A 16,143-nucleotide genomic window follows, 5' to 3' on the forward strand; every position below is an offset into this window, starting at 1 on the left:
CCGCTCAGACCCTACGACGGGCGGGAGATGAGGCTCGCAGCAGGGCTTCGGTCAGATATTTGCCGGCGGCCATGACCAGGGGGGCGTAGCGCCTTCCCGGCGTGGTGGACATGCGGTTGACCGGCCCGGAGATGGATATGGCGGCCATGACCTGCCCGGATCCGTTGCGGATGGGGGCCGAGATGGAGCAGACGCCTTCTTCCCGCTCGTTGATGGATTCGGCCCAGCCGCGCTTGCGGACCGTGGCCAGGGTCGCTGCGTTGAACTTGGCGTGTCGCAGACCCTGATGGAGGCGCTCAGGTTCCTCCCAGGCCAACAGAATCTGTGCTGCCGACCCGGCCTCCATGGACAGCAGGGCGCCTACGGGGATGGAGTCGCGCAGGCCGGAGGCGCGTTCCACCGCGGCGATGCAGACACGGACTTCGCCTTGGCGGCGGAAAATCTGGGCTGACTCACCCGAACGGTTGAGCAGTGTATGCAGGATGGGTCCCGAGGCGGTCAGCAGTCGATCCTCGCCAGCGGCAGCGGCCAGCTCGGCGAAGCGGGAGCCCAGGACGAAGCGGCCGTGTGCATCCCGCAGCACGAAGCGGTGGCGCTCCAAGGCGATGGCCAGTCGGTGGGCTGTGGGTCGAGCCAACCCGGTGGCGTTGACCAGCTGGCCCAGGGTCATGGGCCCGGTCTCTAGGGTATCCAGAATTCGCACCGTCTTGTCCAAAACGCCGACGCCCGAATGAATCTCCTCCTGATGCATGTTCGGATCATTTGCGGAGGGATATCTGTCGTCGTCGTTCATAGAAGGTGTGTCCATGGTTGAATTATGCCATCTCAGTATATGAAATGCAAAAGTTCATAACAGTTGGGCAGTTCCATACTCGGTGGTAGGAGGCCGGCGGGGTGCCGATGAGATTGGTGCCCCGGCCGGTCGTAGGTTTTCAGGAGGCGATATGGGACGCACAATGGCGGAAAAGGTCTGGGCTGATCATTTGGTCAGAAAGGGCCAGGGAGGCGAGCCCGATCTGATCTACATCGATCTGCAGCTTATGCACGAGGTGACCAGTCCACAGGCCTTCGAGGGGCTGCGCCTGGCAGGCCGCAAGATCCGTCACCTGGACCAGGTCATTGCCACCGAGGATCACAACACCCCCACCATCGACATCGATCGGCCCATTGCCGACAAGGTTTCGGCCCTGCAGATCTCCACCCTGGAGCGCAACTGCCGGGAGTTCGGTGTCCGTCTGCACCCATTGGGGGATGCAGACCAAGGCATCGTGCATGCTTTTGCGCCGGTCCTGGGATTGACGCAGCCCGGCATGACCATCGTCTGCGGCGATTCGCACACCTCGACCCACGGGGCCTTCGGGGCCCTGGCTTTCGGCATCGGCACCTCCGAGGTGGAGCATGTTCTGGCCACCCAGACCCTGAGCCTGAAGCCTTTCAAGACCATGGCCATCACCGTCCGCGGGCAGCTCAAGCCGGGCGTGGGCGCCAAGGACGTCATCCTGGCCGTCATCGCCAAGATCGGCACTGGCGGCGGCCAAGGGCACGTTCTGGAGTACCGGGGCGAGGCCATTCGGCGCATGTCCATGGACGCGCGCATGACCATCTGCAACATGTCCATCGAGGCCGGGGCGAGGGCCGGGATGATCGCGCCGGACGAGACTACCTTCGCCTACCTGGAGGGCCGGCCGCACGCCCCCAAGGGGGCCATGTGGGATCAGGCCCTGGACTACTGGCGAACCCTGCCCACCGATCCGGATGCAGTCTTCGATAAGGAGGTCATCCTGGATGCCGATCAGCTGACCCCCTATGTGACCTGGGGCACCAATCCCGGACAGGGTCTGCCCATCGCCGCTGATGTGCCTGTGCCCGAAAAGATCGCCGACCCGGCCAAGCGCCAGGCGGCCCAGGAGGCCATCGACTACATGGGGCTGAAGCCGGGGATGCCCATCCGGGACATCGCCGTGGACACCGTGTTCATTGGCTCCTGCACCAACGGGCGCATCGAGGATCTGCGCGCGGCTGCAGCCATCATGAAGGGGCATCACAAGGCCAAGAACCTGCATCGCGTCCTGGTGGTTCCGGCCTCTTCGCGAGTTCGCATTCAAGCCGAAAAGGAGGGGCTGGATCGCATTTTCGAGGACTTCGGAGCCGAATGGCGCAACGCCGGCTGCTCCATGTGCCTGGGCATGAACCCCGACCAGCTGGTGCCGGGGGAGCGCTCCATCTCCACATCCAACCGCAACTTCCAGGGTCGTCAGGGCAAGGGTGGCAGGACCCATCTGGCCTCGCCCGAGGTGGCCGCTGCGACGGCCATCAGGGGAACCATCTGCTCCCCGGCCGATCTGTAAGCCCATCAATCATTCGTCATCGTCATCGCCATCCAGCAGGCAGGAGGTCATCATGGAGCCACTTTCCGTTGTCACCGGGGTCGGGGTGCCCTTGCGCCGCTCCAACGTCGACACTGATCAGATCATCCCCGCCGTATTCCTGAAGCGGGTGCAGAAGACCGGCTTCGAGGACGCGCTCTTCTACGCCTGGCGAAGGGATCCGAATTTCGTGCTCAACCGGCCCGAATATTCAGGTGCCCGAGTTCTGGTGGCCGGGCCGGACTTCGGCATCGGCTCCTCGCGCGAGCATGCTGTCTGGGCTCTGCGGGACTACGGCTTCCGCGTGGTCATCGCCCCCCGCTTCGCCGACATCTTCTATGGGAACACCGCCAAGAACGGGGTTCTGGCCGCTATCATGCCCCAGGAATCAGTGGAGTTGCTCTGGAAGCTCCTGGAGGAGGACCCCGGCACCGAGATGACCGTGGATCTGGGCGCTCGCACGGTCACCTGCGCGGATGTGACTCTGCCCTTCCAGGTAGACGACTACGTGCGGTGGCGGCTCATGAACGGTTACGACGACATTGATCTGACCCTGCAGCACGAGGATGACATCCGTGCCTATGAGCGTATGCGGGCCGAGCGATTCCCCTTCAAGCCGCGTACGCTGCCGGCCCAGCACATGCCAGAAGAGCCGGTCACTTCAGCCAGGGAGGGTCAAATCGACTGGCCTGGACCCCTGGCTGACCGCGGCATCATTTGACCGACGGGCCGTGAGCCCTCATATGAAAGCCGTTTGCTCCCTCTTCGCTTACCATAGAATGAGACAGCCATTGATCGCCTGTGACTAGTTGGCGAGTGAAGAGGAGCGGTTATCATGAGGCACAGCAGCGGCGATGTGCACGAATGGGGCGTTAGAGGGGCAGTGAATACCCTAAGTGCTTTTGCCTTCATCTACGTGGCCATCGAGACCCTGGCAGGTCTTGTGGGGGGCAAGGTGGTTCTGCCTGCTCTCTTTCCGCACGCTTCCAAGGCGCAGATCAACGGCCCTCTGGGGGACTGGACGGTGGCCACCTCCGTAGTGCTGGCCCTGCTGTTTGCCTTGATCAGCCAGTGGCCGGTCATCGTAGGCCGTGAACGACATGGCCAGGATCAGGTGCGGTGGGTTACTGCGCGCCGATTCAGCCTGTTGGCCTTGATCATCGCCCTGGCCTGCTTCTTCCTCAGTCAGCTGGTGGCCGGGGCGGCCAACTCCGGACTGAGCGCCATTCTGTCCAGCACTGGCCTGCATCCGCCGTCCGCACCAGGTGATGGCGACATGGAAACGCCGATCATGCTCTTCTACGGCATTCTTTTGGGGCCCTTTGCCGAGGAGCTGGTCTTTCGCGGGGTCATCATGAACGGCCTGCGCCGCTTTGGTCGAGTCTTCGCCATTATTACTTCTTCCCTGCTTTTCGGTTTCATGCATGGCTCCTTGGTTCAGGGTCTGTTCGGTTTCATTTCCGGTCTGGTTCTGGGCTATCTGGCCATGGAGTACGGGTTGGTCTGGTCCCTGCTGGTGCACATGCTCAACAATGCTTTCTCTTCAGGTTTGTTGGCCAAGTACATGCCTCTGGCACCCGAGGTGGTCCGCATTGGCCTGGGCTTTCTCATGATCCTGGTACTGCTGATTGGTGTCGTCGGGCTGCTGTTCAAGATAAGGACTCTCCGTGATTACTGCCGCAGCAATCGCGCTCCCAAGGGAATCTACGCTTCCTGGCGGGCGCCCTGGTTCCTGCTCTTCTGCCTGGCATGTCTGCTGATGGCCCTGAGCGAATTCGTGCCAGGGCTGGCCTGACCAGACAGTCGGTGGCGCCGGGCCATTGTCGGGATTCTGTCGAAGAAGGGCGGGGTCGGTCTAGACTCGGACATGTAGTGTTGTGATATGAACGTGGGGAAAGGTTCGTGTCGCTGGACGCCCTTGACGGTCGTACGGTAGTGCATGAAGGGGAAGGATCATCGACGGATGAGGGATGATGAGGATCGCGACAGCGGCAGCGAGTCCGCCGATGCCCAAAGCGATCAGGGGCGCTGGAAGGTGTCGCGCTCCTCTCTCGCCCTCATGACTGCAAGCCACAGTGCCAGCAAGGACTACGCCCGTCATTGGGATTATGAGGAAGGATCCATCGACCTGCCGCCCTTGAGCCTGCCGGGGGAGGCCGTGGATGATGGCTTGGCCTACCCGGGACGGATAGCCCATAGAAAGACCGCGGTTCTGGGTGATGAAGGAGCTGGCGGCAAGGGTGCCAGGCCAGTCGGTGAACGACCTTCAGTGCTTCCAGGATCCTATGATTTTTTGGACTCGGTCACCATGGCCAGTCAACCGGGAGTTCCCGCATTTCCTCCTGAGGATCTGCCAGCTGACGGGCACGGCGGAAAGGAACCTGACAAGGAGTCGTCTCCGCGGCGTGTGGTGGTTCATCGAGAGCCGGAGGTTGCCAAAGCCGCGGAGACCTCGGGGCAGCCGGGGCAGCCTGCGGCCAAGGTCGTCTGGTCCTGGACCAAGCCCGAGACGAACAAGGGCCCGGTCTTCTCTTGGAATATGCACAAGCGCCGTAAGCCTTCCGCTGCCAAAACGCCATCCGTTCCCGCTTCTTCTGCAGTCGAACCAGCTGTGCCCAAGTCGGCTACCCCGGCTGGGGTGTCCACGGCCGGGACGCCCCCGGCTTCTGTTCATGCGCCAGCGGCCCCTGTGGTATTCGCCGACCGGCCAGTCGTAGTCCGTCGCTCGGATGCCGACTGGGATTCCCTGGTCACTGGTTCATCGGCATCTGGGGAGAACGGTGCTGCTGCACAATCCGTGTCCAGCGAAGCCGATCATCAGGGGCGTCGGGTCTGTTCGACTCCACGGGTAGTTGCCCAGCCTGCTGCAGTCGCCGGTGACGATACCGGCGGTCGGGTCGTTTCGTCAAAGACTATTGACGGACAGGAGTCGGCTGTCGCACAGAGGGATCATGTCGGCCAGCCTATGCAGACCGGCCAGGCAGAAATTGCCGTTCAGCCTGCCCCATCCGAATCTTCAGAGGCTGTGAAGGCAGCTCCAGCGACGCAGTCGGTCGTCCAGTTCGCGTCTTCGTCGACATCCGTATCCGCTCCAGGCGCTTCTGTGGCTCTCGCCGCCAAGGCTGCCGAGGCTGCAGCAGCTGCTGTGGCCGCCAAGGCCAAGTCCTCAGAGACCGAGGAAGCTGCGACGAACGCAACCAAGCCGACCCGTTCTTCGCATGGTCTTCATTTCGGCCTTTCTGCCAGAGGCCGTGAAAGGAAGAGAGGAGTCCGTCGGTCGTCCAAGCGGCGGGCTGCTCGCAACCGTACCCGTCCTTCAGCCGAGTTGGCAGCCCCGCGGGTCGTTTCCAATGCTTCGGCAGGACCGGTCACAGGAACAAGCCGACCGGAGTCGGTCAACTCGCAGCCGATCGCTGTTCCAAGTGAACTTAACACGGTCACGCCAGCTGCTGAAGTTGCGGCCCAGCCCCAGCTTCAGGCCCAGGCACGACCGCAGGCGGCCAAGCCCACTACCGGCAAGTCCAACGCCTACACAGCCAGTTCCGGGGTCCTCCACGCCGTCAACGGACAGGCTGCCTTCGCCTTCGTCTATCTGGCCATATCGGTTCTGGTGCTCATGGTCGGTTCGGGGATGATCCTGCCAGTCATCATGGAGCAGGTCAAGGACCCCAGATCTATCGCCTTCCTATCCGATGGGATTACTCTTCTGTCGGTCCTGTTGGCGCTGACCTATGCCTGCATTTCAGAGTGGAGCGTTATTCGAGGTGTGGATCAGCGGGGACAGGACGCCGTCCGCTGGCGAACGGATCGAAGAATGACCCTGGCGGCTCTGCTGGCCCTGGTAGCGGTGCTCCTGCTGGGCCAGGGGATGGTTCATGAACTGAACAAGTTCTTCAATCACTTCGGTCTGCTTCTGCACATCCCCTCCCTGGCCTCGCACAGCCTGCTGGTCACCGGGGCCTCCTCGCCGATGATGGCCCTGTATGCCCTCCTGGCGGTCCCCCTGGCTGAGGAGCTGGTCTTCCGCGGCATCATCCTCAACGGGCTGCGTCGGTATGGCCGGGTCTTTGCGATCCTGACCGCATCCCTGCTCTGCGCCCTGCTGCAGAGTGATCCGGTCTCCGGGCTTTGGATCTTCCTGCTGGGGCTGGCATTGGGATACTGCTCCCTGGAGTATGGTCTGATCTGGGCCGTCGGAGCCCGTGTGCTCGGTGATCTGCTCTTCAGTGGCCTGCCCAACCGTTATCTGATGAGCGCTCCGAGAACTGCTCGTCTGTCGATTTTGGCAGTGGCGCTGGTCTTGGTTCTGGCTGGGCTGCTCATGTTCTTCCTGCACCGCGCCAGCCTCTTGGACTACCGGCGGCGCTATCGAGCCCCTAAGGGCACATATGTTTCCTGGAGGCAGCCCTGGTTCCTGCTCTACTTGCTGCTCTGCCTGCTGCTGACGGTCTTCAAGTTCGTGCCCGGCCTGCTCTGAGGCATGACGCATTGGCGCTGCGGTGGTGGCGTAGACTTGGACAAACTGGAGGTCAATGCCGGATGGCCGAACCTGCAGAGGATCATGAAAGGGCATGGTGACATGGGGCAGACAGCGACGGCGCCCGACGCGTCAGGGACCGGGCAGGCTCAAAAGCCCAGACGAGGCGTGGCGGATCGTGCATGGATGAGTGCGGCCAGAGGTATGCTCAACCGTCAGGCCGCCCTGCTGCTAGTCTACCTGCTCATCATTAACAGTGTCGGCCTTCTGCTCGGTGTTCTGGCTCAGATGGAGTGGAATGCCGTGTTTGATCCAGTGCCTGCCCACTCGGGATTTATATATGTGATGAGCCATGCCGACAAGGAGTATGGGGGCATCATCAACCTGATCGCCGCCTGCACAGGCCTCTGCTTCCTGGTCTTCACACGACGTCGGCAGATCTGCGATTCCGGTCCCTTGGGCATCTTCCACACGGATCTGCACCCCATGACCTGGCAGGTGCTGCTGGGATGCTTTGCGCTGACGCTGACCGGGCAGACCCTGGCCGACTGGTATCAGTCAGGCATGGACTGGACCACGGTGCGGCTGGGAGTGCAGCAGTCCTGGACCACGACTGAGCAGATCCAGCAGGCCTCGGGTACCATTCCCATGTTCATCTACGTCAGCCTGCTGGCCCCCGTCATCGAGGAGCTGGTCTTCAGAGGTGCCATCCTGCATGCGCTGAAGCCCTACGGCCACGTCTTCGCCATCGTCACCTCCGCGGTCATGTTCGGTTTCTTCCATGGCGACCTTGGCCAGGGGTTCTTCGCTTTCATCATGGGTCTGCTCCTGGGCTATCTGGCCTGCGAATACTCCATCTTCTGGTCCATAGCCCTGCACGTGTTCAACAACCTGGTCGTCAGCGACGGGCTGGAACTCCTCCTCGGGTTTATGAGCGACAACATGGCCTCCTACGTTAACGTGCTCATGATGCTGGCAGGATTGCTGGCGGCCGTCCTGGTCCTCTACTTGGGCCGACATCGGATTGTCGCTTTTCTGCGTGAAAACCGCACCTATACGAACGTCTACGGTGCCTGGGCCTGTCCATTTTTCATCATGCTGCTGCTGATCATGGGCTTCACGATGCTGACCCCCTTCGTTTCAGCTGGCGCCTGACCAGTATCTGACTGGGTGGACGCTCTATGCCCGAGGCGACAATTCACGGTGTCCCCACACCCCTTGTGGCAGACTTGCAGATAGGGCCGATGATGTGCCAAAGCCCGGCTCTGAGCAGATATGAGAAGGAAGCCGATATATGCCCAAGGTGAATACACAGAATGATGTGCTGCATGTGGTGGGCGGCAGACCCCTGCACGGTACCATCCAGGTCCGCGGGGCCAAGAACTTCGTCAGCAAGGCCATGGTGGCGGCCCTTCTGGCTCCTGGTGTTTCAGTGCTGAAGAACGTTCCCGAGATCCGCGATGTCCATGTGGTCTCGGATCTGCTGAGGCTGCACGGGGTCAAGGTGGATGTTCGTCCCCAGGAGGGTGTGGTCACCATCGATGCCAGTCATGTGGAGCTGGCCGACGTGGCTGATGTGGACACCCTGTCGGGCTCTTCCCGCATTCCCATCCTCTTCTCCGGACCGCTTCTGCATCGGATGGGGGAGGCGTTCATCCCCGTTCTGGGTGGATGCCGCATCGGCAGCCGGCCCATCGATTTCCATCTGGAAACCCTGCGCAAGCTGGGGGCCAATGTCGACAAGGAGCATGAGGCCGGCATACACATCACAGCGCCCGATGGTCTGCATGGGGCCAAGATTCACCTGCCCTACCCCTCGGTGGGCGCCACGGAGCAGACCCTGCTGGCAGCCGTCATGGCCGAGGGGCGCACTGAGCTGTCAGGGGCGGCTACCGAGCCCGAAATCATGGACCTGGTGGCGGTCCTGCAGAAGATGGGCGCGCAGATCTCCGTGGATGTGGACCGGACCATCCGCATCGAGGGGGTGCCATCCCTCAAGGGGTTCACCCATACCTCCCTGCCCGACCGGATCGAAGCTGCCTCCTGGGCCTCCGCCGCCCTGGCCACCCATGGCGACATCATGGTCAAGGGCGCCCATCAGCCCGATATGATGACCTACCTGAATGTCTTCCGCAAGATCGGCGGCCAGTTCGACGTGCGCGACGACGGCATCCGCTTCTGGCATCCGGGCGGCGACCTGCGGCCCGTGGCCATTGAGACCGATGTGCACCCCGGGTTCATGACCGACTGGCAGCAGCCGCTGGTGGTCGCTCTGACCCAGGCCAAGGGTCTTTCCATCGTTCACGAGACCGTCTACGAGAACCGCTTCGGCTTCACCGAGCCCTTGATTCAGATGGGCGCCACCATCCAGCTCTACAAGGAGTGCCTGGGGTCCCTTCCCTGCCGCTTCCAGCAGCGCAACTTCAACCATTCGGCGGTCATCTTCGGGCCCACCCCGTTGACCGGCCAGGACATCGATGTGCCCGACCTGCGTGGCGGCTTCAGCCACCTGATCGCCGCGCTGACGGCCTCCGGTCCCTCCACCGTCCACGGCATCTCCCTGATCGACCGCGGCTACGAAGACTTCCGCGACAAGCTGTTGGCCCTGGACGCGCAGATCGACTGATCCGGCAGGCATAGATGGCTTCCAAAGGCAAACCTTCCCCACGCTCTGCGGTGCCGGCCCTGTCCGACCAGCAGGTGGCCCTGTTGGCCCAGCGGCACAGGTTGGTGGATCCAACCCGCTACTATCCCACTGGACACCGCATACCGGCCCTGGATGAGATAGACGGCCAGCACCCTGTGGGGACTACCCGTCTGTTGCGCGGAGTCTCCCAGGTGGTGCGAGACTCCTGCCGGGTCTATGCCTGGGGCCTGGAACGGGTGCCGCAGAGCGGCCCCTTTATCACCGCAGCCACCCATGTGACCCAGTTCGACGTGTTCATTCCCATGATGTCCCTCTTCCACCTGGGTCGTCGTCCCCGATACATGGCCAAGGCCGAAATGGCCCATTGGCCCCTTATCGGCAGCTGGTTCCGCATGGTGGGCATGCAGCCGGTGGAGCGCAAGTCAGGCAAGGCCAGGTCGATTGAGGAGGAGTCGATCAGCATTATCACCTCGGGCAGGCCACTGACCATTTGGCCCGAGGGAACCGTGACCCGTGATCCTCTGAAGTGGCCCATGTCGCTCAAGCCCGGTGTTGGATTCATCGCCCTGGAAGCCTCGCGACAGCTGGGTCGCATGGTTCCCCTGTATCCCAGCATCACCTGGGGGGCGGCTTCGATCAATCACAAGTGGCCCTGGCCTCGAAAGAACGTGGTCATGTGCTATGACCGGCTCCTTGACTATTCCGACCTTCTGGAAGACGTGGATCAGTGGGGAGCGGAACCCCCCAAGCAGTCCGTCCATGCCCTCTGTGTCCGCCTGCGCAACCGAATGGAGGAGGTCATGGCCGAGATTCGCGGCGAAGAGCCCCCAGCGGCTGGATACTTCGATTACGTGACCATGACCCGTCGGCCCAGAAGCGAGCAATAAGGCCGGAACCCGCCTCTAATTCCAGCTGCCTGGCGGCGGTGTCATAGGATGGTAGAGACAAGAATGAGGCTGCTGGTCGGCGTTCCCGTGCGCACGGCATTATGCAAAGGAGAATGATGACGAAGATCGCGGTATTGGGAGCAGGCGCATGGGGAACCGCTTTTGCCCAGGTATTGGCTGACGCAGGCAATCAGGTGATCATGTGGGACATCGACCCGGATGTCGTGGACGAAATCAACAGCAAGCATTCGAATGCCCGTCGCCTGCCGACCGTGAAGAGGCTGCCTGACGCCATCAGCGCTGAGGGTGATCGGGCCAAGGCCGTTTCGGGGGCTGAAATTGTAGTCGTCGCCATAGCCGCGCAGCATGCCTGTGAGGCCTTGACGGAATTCAAGGGTCTGCTGGGTCATGATGCCATTGTGGTTTCCCTGATGAAGGGGATCGAACGGGGTACTGACAGGCGGATGGATCAGGTGGTCTGTCAGACGCTGGATCTGGACCCGGTCAGGTTTGCGGCCGTCTCCGGCCCCAACCTGAGCAAGGAGGTGGCCGCACGTGAGCCCAGCGCCACCGTGGTCGCCAGCGCTGATGCCGATGCTGCCATGAGCGTGGCCCGTGCCTGTACGACCGACTATTTCAAGGCCTTCGTCTCTGACGATGTGATCGGCCTGGAAATGTGCGGGTCGCTGAAGAACGTCACTGCACTGGCCGTGGGGATGTCACGGGGGGCTGGGTTCGGGGAGAACACGGCCGCCATGATCCAGGCCAGGGGTCTGGCTGAACTTACGGCCCTAGGGGAGGCCTGCGGGGCCAAGTCCAAGACCTTCGCCGGTCTTGCCGGGGTCGGCGACCTGGTGGCCACCTGTGGTTCGTCCTTGAGCAGGAACTACACCTTTGGCTTTAATCTGGGTCAGGGCAAAAGCATTGAAGAGGCTACCCGCGTCAGCAAGGGTGTCGCCGAGGGCGTGCCCACCACCGATGCTGTCGTCGCCCTGGGCAGGCGTTACCAGGTGGCGACCCCGCTGGCTACGGCCATGAGCCATGTGCTGAGTCAGGGTCTGAGCTGCCGGGGCATGATCGACGAGCTCTTCGGCGGGCAGATCACTGCAGAATGAGTCTGGTGGCCGTCAGAAAATTCTGATGACTATAAGGGCGCGAAGGCTGTGAAGCCGGTGCTCTCAACCTTCTGCTCGATGATAAACGGTTTTCCAAATCAATCGCGTGTCTGACTTATCTGGTCCTTGCTTCTGCCCCGTTACGTCCGTTCGTGCCAAGCTTGTGGATGAGCGACCCTGACCAGGCCTTGCTGCCCGCCAAGGGGATATTCTGCTGTCTTGAGTGGTGTATCTGCCCGAGCAGATGCGTGAAGTTCGAATGCATGTCCAGGATGAGGAAAGCCGAGGGATGATGGTCAGGAAACGTGTTGTGGTGCTCTATGGCGGGCGTGCTGACGAACATTCCATATCCTGCGTGTCAGCGGCCGGCGTGCTCAATGCCATTGATACCGACCGATACGAGCCTATTCCTATCGGCATCACCAAGGACGGTCGATGGACCATCGGCGGCCAGGATCCCAGGCAGTGGGGTCTGGGCGATGCCAGTCTGCCAACCGTACAGATAACCGAAGGCAGCCGTCCGGTCATCCTCGACATGGCTCGCGGCAGGGATGGGTTTCTGATTGGCGACCATGCCGATCTGGTCTCTGGAGCCCAACCTTCCGGGACAGTCGGTTCCTTAGAGCCTTTGGGGCGTGTTGACGCGGTCTTTCCGGTGCTGCACGGCCCATACGGTGAGGACGGCACCCTGCAGGGCCTGCTTGAAATGATGGGCCTGCCCTACGTTGGGTGCGGGGTCTTCGCCTCTGCCGCATGCATGGACAAGCACTATACCAAGATTCTGCTCAGCCAAGCCGGCATACCTGTGGCTCCTGGCATCACTGTTGACTCCCGTGAACAGCGATCCGGAGCCGACCTGCTGGCCGCTGTGGAGAAGGCAGAGCTGCATTACCCGCTCTTCGTCAAGCCCTCCCGCGCAGGATCCAGCTTTGGTGTGGTCAAGGTAGAAGAGCCTGAAGCCGAAGCACTGGCTGCTGCGGTCGCCGAGGCGGCAAAGCATGACTGGCGAGTCCTGATAGAGGAGGGCATTGAAGGGCGGGAGATCGAGTGCGCCGTGCTCGCCTCAAGCAAGGACAGAAAGCCCCGTACAGCCTGGCCTGGCGAGGTGGTGCTGGACAAGGCTGATCGAGACGAGGCCTTCTACGACTTCGACAGCAAGTATGTGGACTCCTCCGCCTCTCACGTGGAGGTCCCCGCAGACCTGCCAGAGGAGACTCTTCAGAAGGTTCGCGACCTGGCTGCCAAGGCCTTCAGAACCGTGGACGGTGCCGGTCTGAGCCGTGTCGACTGCTTTGTAACGCCCGAGGGCAGGGTCATCGTCAACGAGATCAACACCATGCCTGGTTTCACGCCCATCTCCATGTATGCCAAGGCCTGGGAGGCCACTGGGATCACCTACACCGAACTGATTACCGATCTGATTGAGGGTGTATCTGCCTGACGCGGAGTCGCCTGCGGAGTTTGAGGCGTCTCGTGAGAGGAAAGATGCCGTTTTGCATTTCTCCCGCAGGATGAGAGGATCATCTGGTTAATACTCAACGTCTTTTGTTTGGAGCTCGGCCTCCTGGACCAGGTAGTCCTGGCCGGCCAAAGCGCGGGTGGCGGCATCCTGCATATCGGCGGCGATGACGCCCTGCTTGGCGAACATGACCACCTGGCCCTTGATGCCATAAGGGGTGAAGCCCTGGAGCTGGACAATGGGCGGGTTGGCTGGCATGGCCATATTCCTGGTTGCCTGGGCCACCACCTGTGCAATGGAACGGGAGGACCTGGCTATATCGGCATCTCCCCGCAGGGTGAAGGGAACCGTGGTGGCGGCCTCGCCGGCCTCGGTGATCTTCTCAAGCGCCGTGGTGTTGAGGATGGAGTTGGGGATCAGCAGCTGGTTGCCGGTCCTGTCGATGACGATGGTATGGCGCCAGGTCACATCGCGGACCGTTCCGGTGGTGCCTTGAATGGTGATGATGTCGCCGGGTTGGACCACCTTGCTGACCATGAGCCCGAAGCCGCCGACGATGTTGGCGATTGTATCCTTCAATCCGAAAGAGAGCGCCAGACCGCTGACGCCTAGGGCGGCGACCACCGTGGATGGGTTGATTCCGAAGACTGGTTGCAGGATTGTGGCAGCAGCGAAGATCCAGATCAGGGCGCGGACGATGTTGACGAAGATGGAGGCACTGGGCAGGTTGGTCCGTTCCAGGGCACGTCGCATGGCCGCCGCTACGATCTTGGAGATCAATGCAGCGCAGACAGCCACGACAATCAGAAGGATGATCTTTCCGAAATTTTGGCGGAACCAGTAGATGACGGCATCGCTGAAGCTGGAAATGGCCTGTTCGGATCTTCCCATGGGATCCTTGTTCGTAGCGACGCTTGTGCTGGCAACATTGACGGTCGGATTCATGAGGCGCGATCCTCTGGCTCGTTTCCGGTGCTGACTGTTAGGGGCTTGTCCATCCACATATGCGGGCATCCCTCGTCCTGGTCGTGAATGCCCATGTCCCTATAGCCTAAAGACTTATAGAAGCCTGCTACCCGTTCCTGGGCGTGAAGTGTGAGCTGGTCGGCCCCGTGGCTCCGAGCGGTTTCCTCAGCCTTGGCTACCAAATTGGCGCCTAGATGCTGACCGCGGTAGGATTTCAGCACCGCCAATCGGCCAAGGGTCCATGTCTGGCCCTGGTCGGGGAAGACTCGGCATACTCCGACGGGTTCATCCCCTTCATAGGCCACGATATGGAGGCTGGCATCGTCGGTTCGGTCGAATTCGTTGTGAAAGCCCTGCTCCTCTACGAATACGGCCTTACGGATGGCCTTGGCATCCGCGGGAATGGCCTCGCTCACCTCATACCGCATGCTTCCTCCTCGCCATGGTCCTCCGCTGTCTCCAATCTACCAAGCTTGACCCTCGGCATGAACGGATGTCCGCAACCGGACGACGAACGGTCCCTGCGACTGTCGGCTGTCTGACCCAGACGATTACATGGATGAGGACTCTGCAAGCAGTGTGAGCTTGCAGCAATGACACTGAAGTGACGCGGGAACGATGGGATGGCCATGGACAAGGACTCGAAACTGACAGGTGCGACTGCCGGAGCCGCTAAAGGGAATCGGCGCTCGCAGCGGGAGCGGATGCTATCTGGCGAGCTCTATGATGCTTCGGATCCTGAATTGAGCCAGCTGCGGGTCAAAGCCCACGAACTTTGCCGTCTTTTCAACGCATCTTCTGAGCAGGAGCGGGACCTGCGCAGCCGGCTTCTGGATGATCTGGTACCCGAACACGGTCAGGATGTCGACTGTATGGGGCCCATCTACTTCGATTACGGATGCTTCACCAAGCTTGGCTCGCGCATCTTCGCCAATTTCAACTTCACTGTTCTGGATACCTGCCCTGTGCTGATCGGCGATGATGTGATGATCGGCCCCAACGTCACCCTGGCCACCCCCCTGCATCCCCTACGGTGGCAGGAGCGAAATCTGAGGCGCCATGAGGATGGCTCCCTCTACGACTACGAGTTGGGCGCTCCAATAACCATCGGATCCAACTGCTGGCTGGCATCAAACGTGACTGTTGCCGGGGGAGTGACCATCGGCGATGGTGCGGTTATCGGGGCCGGATCCGTGGTCACCCATGACATCGCACCTGACTCCCTGGCCGTGGGTGTGCCCTGCCGGGTAATTCGTACCATCACCGAGGCTGATCGGATGGAACTGCCAGAGGAGGGCTGAAGGCCTCCTGGTTTGGCGCAGCATCCATGCTGGCCAGCTGCTGGGCTATGGTCTGTGGGTCTCCGCCCGGGCAAGCTGCCTGAATGCGCCCATCCTGGAGGAAGATGACCCGGTGGGCCCGGGCGGCGACGTTGGGGTCGTGGGTCACCATGAGAATGGTCTGGCCGCTGCGGACAGCCAGGTCGAACAGATCCATGACCTCCCGCGAGCTATGGGTGTCTAGGGCGCCGGTGGGCTCGTCGGCCATGATGATCTCCGGGCTGGTGGCCAGGGATCTGGCGATGGCCACGCGCTGCTGCTGGCCTCCGCTCATGTTTGCCGGATAGGTGTTGGCATATCCCTCTAAGCCGACGTTCGACAGGGCAGACAGGGCCGCTTGGGTGGAGATTTTCCTGCCGCCGAAGAGGCTGGACAGCATGGTGTTCTGTAGACAGGTGAAGGCGTTGACCAGGTTGTAGTCCTGGAAAACGAAGCCGATGTGGTCGCGCCGGAGCTTGGTCAGCTCTTTCTCTTTCATTCGGGTCAGGTCCTCCCCGGCGATGGCCACCCTGCCCTGCCTGACTTGGAGCAGTCCCGCGGCGCAATAGAGGAGGGTCGATTTGCCGGCGCCTGAAGGACCCATGATGGCCGTCCAGGTCCCCGCCTGGCATTCCAGGCTGATCTCGTCCAGCACTCGGGCGCCCTGCTTCTGTCGCGTTCCATAGTCGTAGCAAATCCTGTCCAGAATCAGCGGTGGTGCGTAGGGATCTCTGGTTGCCCGATGCTGCATCCTTGCCTTCCTTTCGATCATTTCCTGCCCGGTCTCTACCTCTATAAGACCATGGCGAGAGCTCCTGTCAGGGTGTTTTTCAGGGTCGAATCAGGGACGATTCAGGGTTGGGATCCGCTGGATCCGCATTCCCTCCTGAAGGGTATGTATCGTGAA

The 16,143-nt window shown here is 61.5% G+C and carries 14 protein-coding genes; 10 read left to right on the top strand and 4 right to left on the bottom strand.

From position 1 onward, the window contains the following. Positions 1-4: 4 nt before the first annotated feature. Positions 5-793: an IclR family transcriptional regulator gene (locus AC0AII_RS05085; protein ID WP_045923929.1), complete on the bottom strand. Its 789-nt coding sequence runs from the start codon at positions 791-793 to the stop codon at positions 5-7. Positions 794-944: 151 nt separating this feature from the next. Here AC0AII_RS05085 and leuC point away from each other — a divergent pair, with 151 nt between their 5' ends. The 9 genes from leuC (at position 945) to AC0AII_RS05130 (ending at position 12,933) form a co-directional block, all read left to right on the top strand. Next, positions 945-2,348, top strand: coding sequence for a 3-isopropylmalate dehydratase large subunit (gene leuC, locus AC0AII_RS05090; RefSeq protein WP_101431909.1), 1,404 nt, complete (start codon positions 945-947; stop codon positions 2,346-2,348). A 52-nt stretch (positions 2,349-2,400) separates the two neighbouring features. After that, positions 2,401-3,087 carry a 3-isopropylmalate dehydratase small subunit gene (gene leuD / locus AC0AII_RS05095; protein WP_024627605.1) on the top strand — a complete coding sequence of 229 codons (687 nt, stop codon included), beginning with the start codon at positions 2,401-2,403 and terminating at the stop codon, positions 3,085-3,087. 114 nt (positions 3,088-3,201) lie between these two features. Further along, positions 3,202-4,161 (top strand): CPBP family intramembrane glutamic endopeptidase, encoded by a 960-nt coding sequence (locus tag AC0AII_RS05100; RefSeq protein ID WP_490446358.1) that lies wholly within the window; start codon positions 3,202-3,204, stop codon positions 4,159-4,161. A 168-nt stretch (positions 4,162-4,329) separates the two neighbouring features. Further along, positions 4,330-6,843 (top strand): CPBP family intramembrane glutamic endopeptidase, encoded by a 2,514-nt coding sequence (locus tag AC0AII_RS05105; protein WP_490446359.1) that lies wholly within the window; start codon positions 4,330-4,332, stop codon positions 6,841-6,843. Positions 6,844-6,945: 102 nt separating this feature from the next. Continuing rightward, positions 6,946-7,998, top strand: a complete 1,053-nt coding sequence (locus tag AC0AII_RS05110) for a CPBP family intramembrane glutamic endopeptidase (protein ID WP_490446360.1) — start codon at positions 6,946-6,948, stop codon at positions 7,996-7,998. 139 nt (positions 7,999-8,137) lie between these two features. Next, positions 8,138-9,469: a UDP-N-acetylglucosamine 1-carboxyvinyltransferase gene (gene murA / locus AC0AII_RS05115; RefSeq protein WP_144085306.1), complete on the top strand. Its 1,332-nt coding sequence runs from the start codon at positions 8,138-8,140 to the stop codon at positions 9,467-9,469. A 14-nt stretch (positions 9,470-9,483) separates the two neighbouring features. Next, complete coding sequence (locus tag AC0AII_RS05120; RefSeq protein WP_490446361.1) at positions 9,484-10,377, top strand: lysophospholipid acyltransferase family protein; 894 nt, start codon at positions 9,484-9,486, stop codon at positions 10,375-10,377. A 113-nt stretch (positions 10,378-10,490) separates the two neighbouring features. Further along, the gene (locus AC0AII_RS05125; RefSeq protein ID WP_490446362.1) at positions 10,491-11,492 is read left to right on the top strand and encodes an NAD(P)H-dependent glycerol-3-phosphate dehydrogenase; all 1,002 of its coding nucleotides are present in this window, start codon (positions 10,491-10,493) and stop codon (positions 11,490-11,492) included. Positions 11,493-11,784: 292 nt separating this feature from the next. Continuing rightward, complete coding sequence (locus tag AC0AII_RS05130) at positions 11,785-12,933, top strand: D-alanine--D-alanine ligase family protein (protein WP_490446458.1); 1,149 nt, start codon at positions 11,785-11,787, stop codon at positions 12,931-12,933. Between the two features lie 87 nt (positions 12,934-13,020). On the opposite strand, the gene AC0AII_RS05135 is transcribed toward AC0AII_RS05130, so the two are convergent. Both AC0AII_RS05135 and AC0AII_RS05140 read right to left on the bottom strand, forming a co-directional pair. Next, positions 13,021-13,842, bottom strand: a complete 822-nt coding sequence (locus AC0AII_RS05135; RefSeq protein WP_313838880.1) for a mechanosensitive ion channel family protein — start codon at positions 13,840-13,842, stop codon at positions 13,021-13,023. 50 nt (positions 13,843-13,892) lie between these two features. Continuing rightward, positions 13,893-14,345 (bottom strand): GNAT family N-acetyltransferase, encoded by a 453-nt coding sequence (locus AC0AII_RS05140; RefSeq protein ID WP_490446363.1) that lies wholly within the window; start codon positions 14,343-14,345, stop codon positions 13,893-13,895. A 201-nt stretch (positions 14,346-14,546) separates the two neighbouring features. Here AC0AII_RS05140 and AC0AII_RS05145 point away from each other — a divergent pair, with 201 nt between their 5' ends. Next, positions 14,547-15,218 carry a sugar O-acetyltransferase gene (locus AC0AII_RS05145; RefSeq protein ID WP_490446364.1) on the top strand — a complete coding sequence of 224 codons (672 nt, stop codon included), beginning with the start codon at positions 14,547-14,549 and terminating at the stop codon, positions 15,216-15,218. Here AC0AII_RS05145 and AC0AII_RS05150 read toward each other — a convergent pair. After that, positions 15,178-15,987, bottom strand: coding sequence for an ABC transporter ATP-binding protein (locus tag AC0AII_RS05150; protein WP_490446365.1), 810 nt, complete (start codon positions 15,985-15,987; stop codon positions 15,178-15,180). The two genes, AC0AII_RS05145 and AC0AII_RS05150, sit on opposite strands and share 41 nt — an antisense overlap. Between the last annotated feature and the right edge of the window lie 156 nt (positions 15,988-16,143).

This window comes from Bifidobacterium sp. VU/mBH4 (B4), from assembly GCF_058199535.1.

Coding starts and splice junctions, on each gene's coding strand:
- murA (WP_144085306.1), top strand. CDS start 8,138: ATGCCCAAGGTGAATACACAGAATGATGTGCTGCATGTGGTGGGCGGC.
- AC0AII_RS05150 (WP_490446365.1), bottom strand. CDS start 15,987: ATGCAGCATCGGGCAACCAGAGATCCCTACGCACCACCGCTGATTCTG.
- leuD (WP_024627605.1), top strand. CDS start 2,401: ATGGAGCCACTTTCCGTTGTCACCGGGGTCGGGGTGCCCTTGCGCCGC.
- AC0AII_RS05120 (WP_490446361.1), top strand. CDS start 9,484: ATGGCTTCCAAAGGCAAACCTTCCCCACGCTCTGCGGTGCCGGCCCTG.
- AC0AII_RS05105 (WP_490446359.1), top strand. CDS start 4,330: ATGAGGGATGATGAGGATCGCGACAGCGGCAGCGAGTCCGCCGATGCC.
- AC0AII_RS05130 (WP_490446458.1), top strand. CDS start 11,785: ATGGTCAGGAAACGTGTTGTGGTGCTCTATGGCGGGCGTGCTGACGAA.
- AC0AII_RS05085 (WP_045923929.1), bottom strand. CDS start 793: ATGAACGACGACGACAGATATCCCTCCGCAAATGATCCGAACATGCAT.
- AC0AII_RS05125 (WP_490446362.1), top strand. CDS start 10,491: ATGATGACGAAGATCGCGGTATTGGGAGCAGGCGCATGGGGAACCGCT.
- AC0AII_RS05145 (WP_490446364.1), top strand. CDS start 14,547: ATGGACAAGGACTCGAAACTGACAGGTGCGACTGCCGGAGCCGCTAAA.
- leuC (WP_101431909.1), top strand. CDS start 945: ATGGGACGCACAATGGCGGAAAAGGTCTGGGCTGATCATTTGGTCAGA.
- AC0AII_RS05100 (WP_490446358.1), top strand. CDS start 3,202: ATGAGGCACAGCAGCGGCGATGTGCACGAATGGGGCGTTAGAGGGGCA.
- AC0AII_RS05140 (WP_490446363.1), bottom strand. CDS start 14,345: ATGCGGTATGAGGTGAGCGAGGCCATTCCCGCGGATGCCAAGGCCATC.
- AC0AII_RS05135 (WP_313838880.1), bottom strand. CDS start 13,842: ATGGGAAGATCCGAACAGGCCATTTCCAGCTTCAGCGATGCCGTCATC.
- AC0AII_RS05110 (WP_490446360.1), top strand. CDS start 6,946: ATGGGGCAGACAGCGACGGCGCCCGACGCGTCAGGGACCGGGCAGGCT.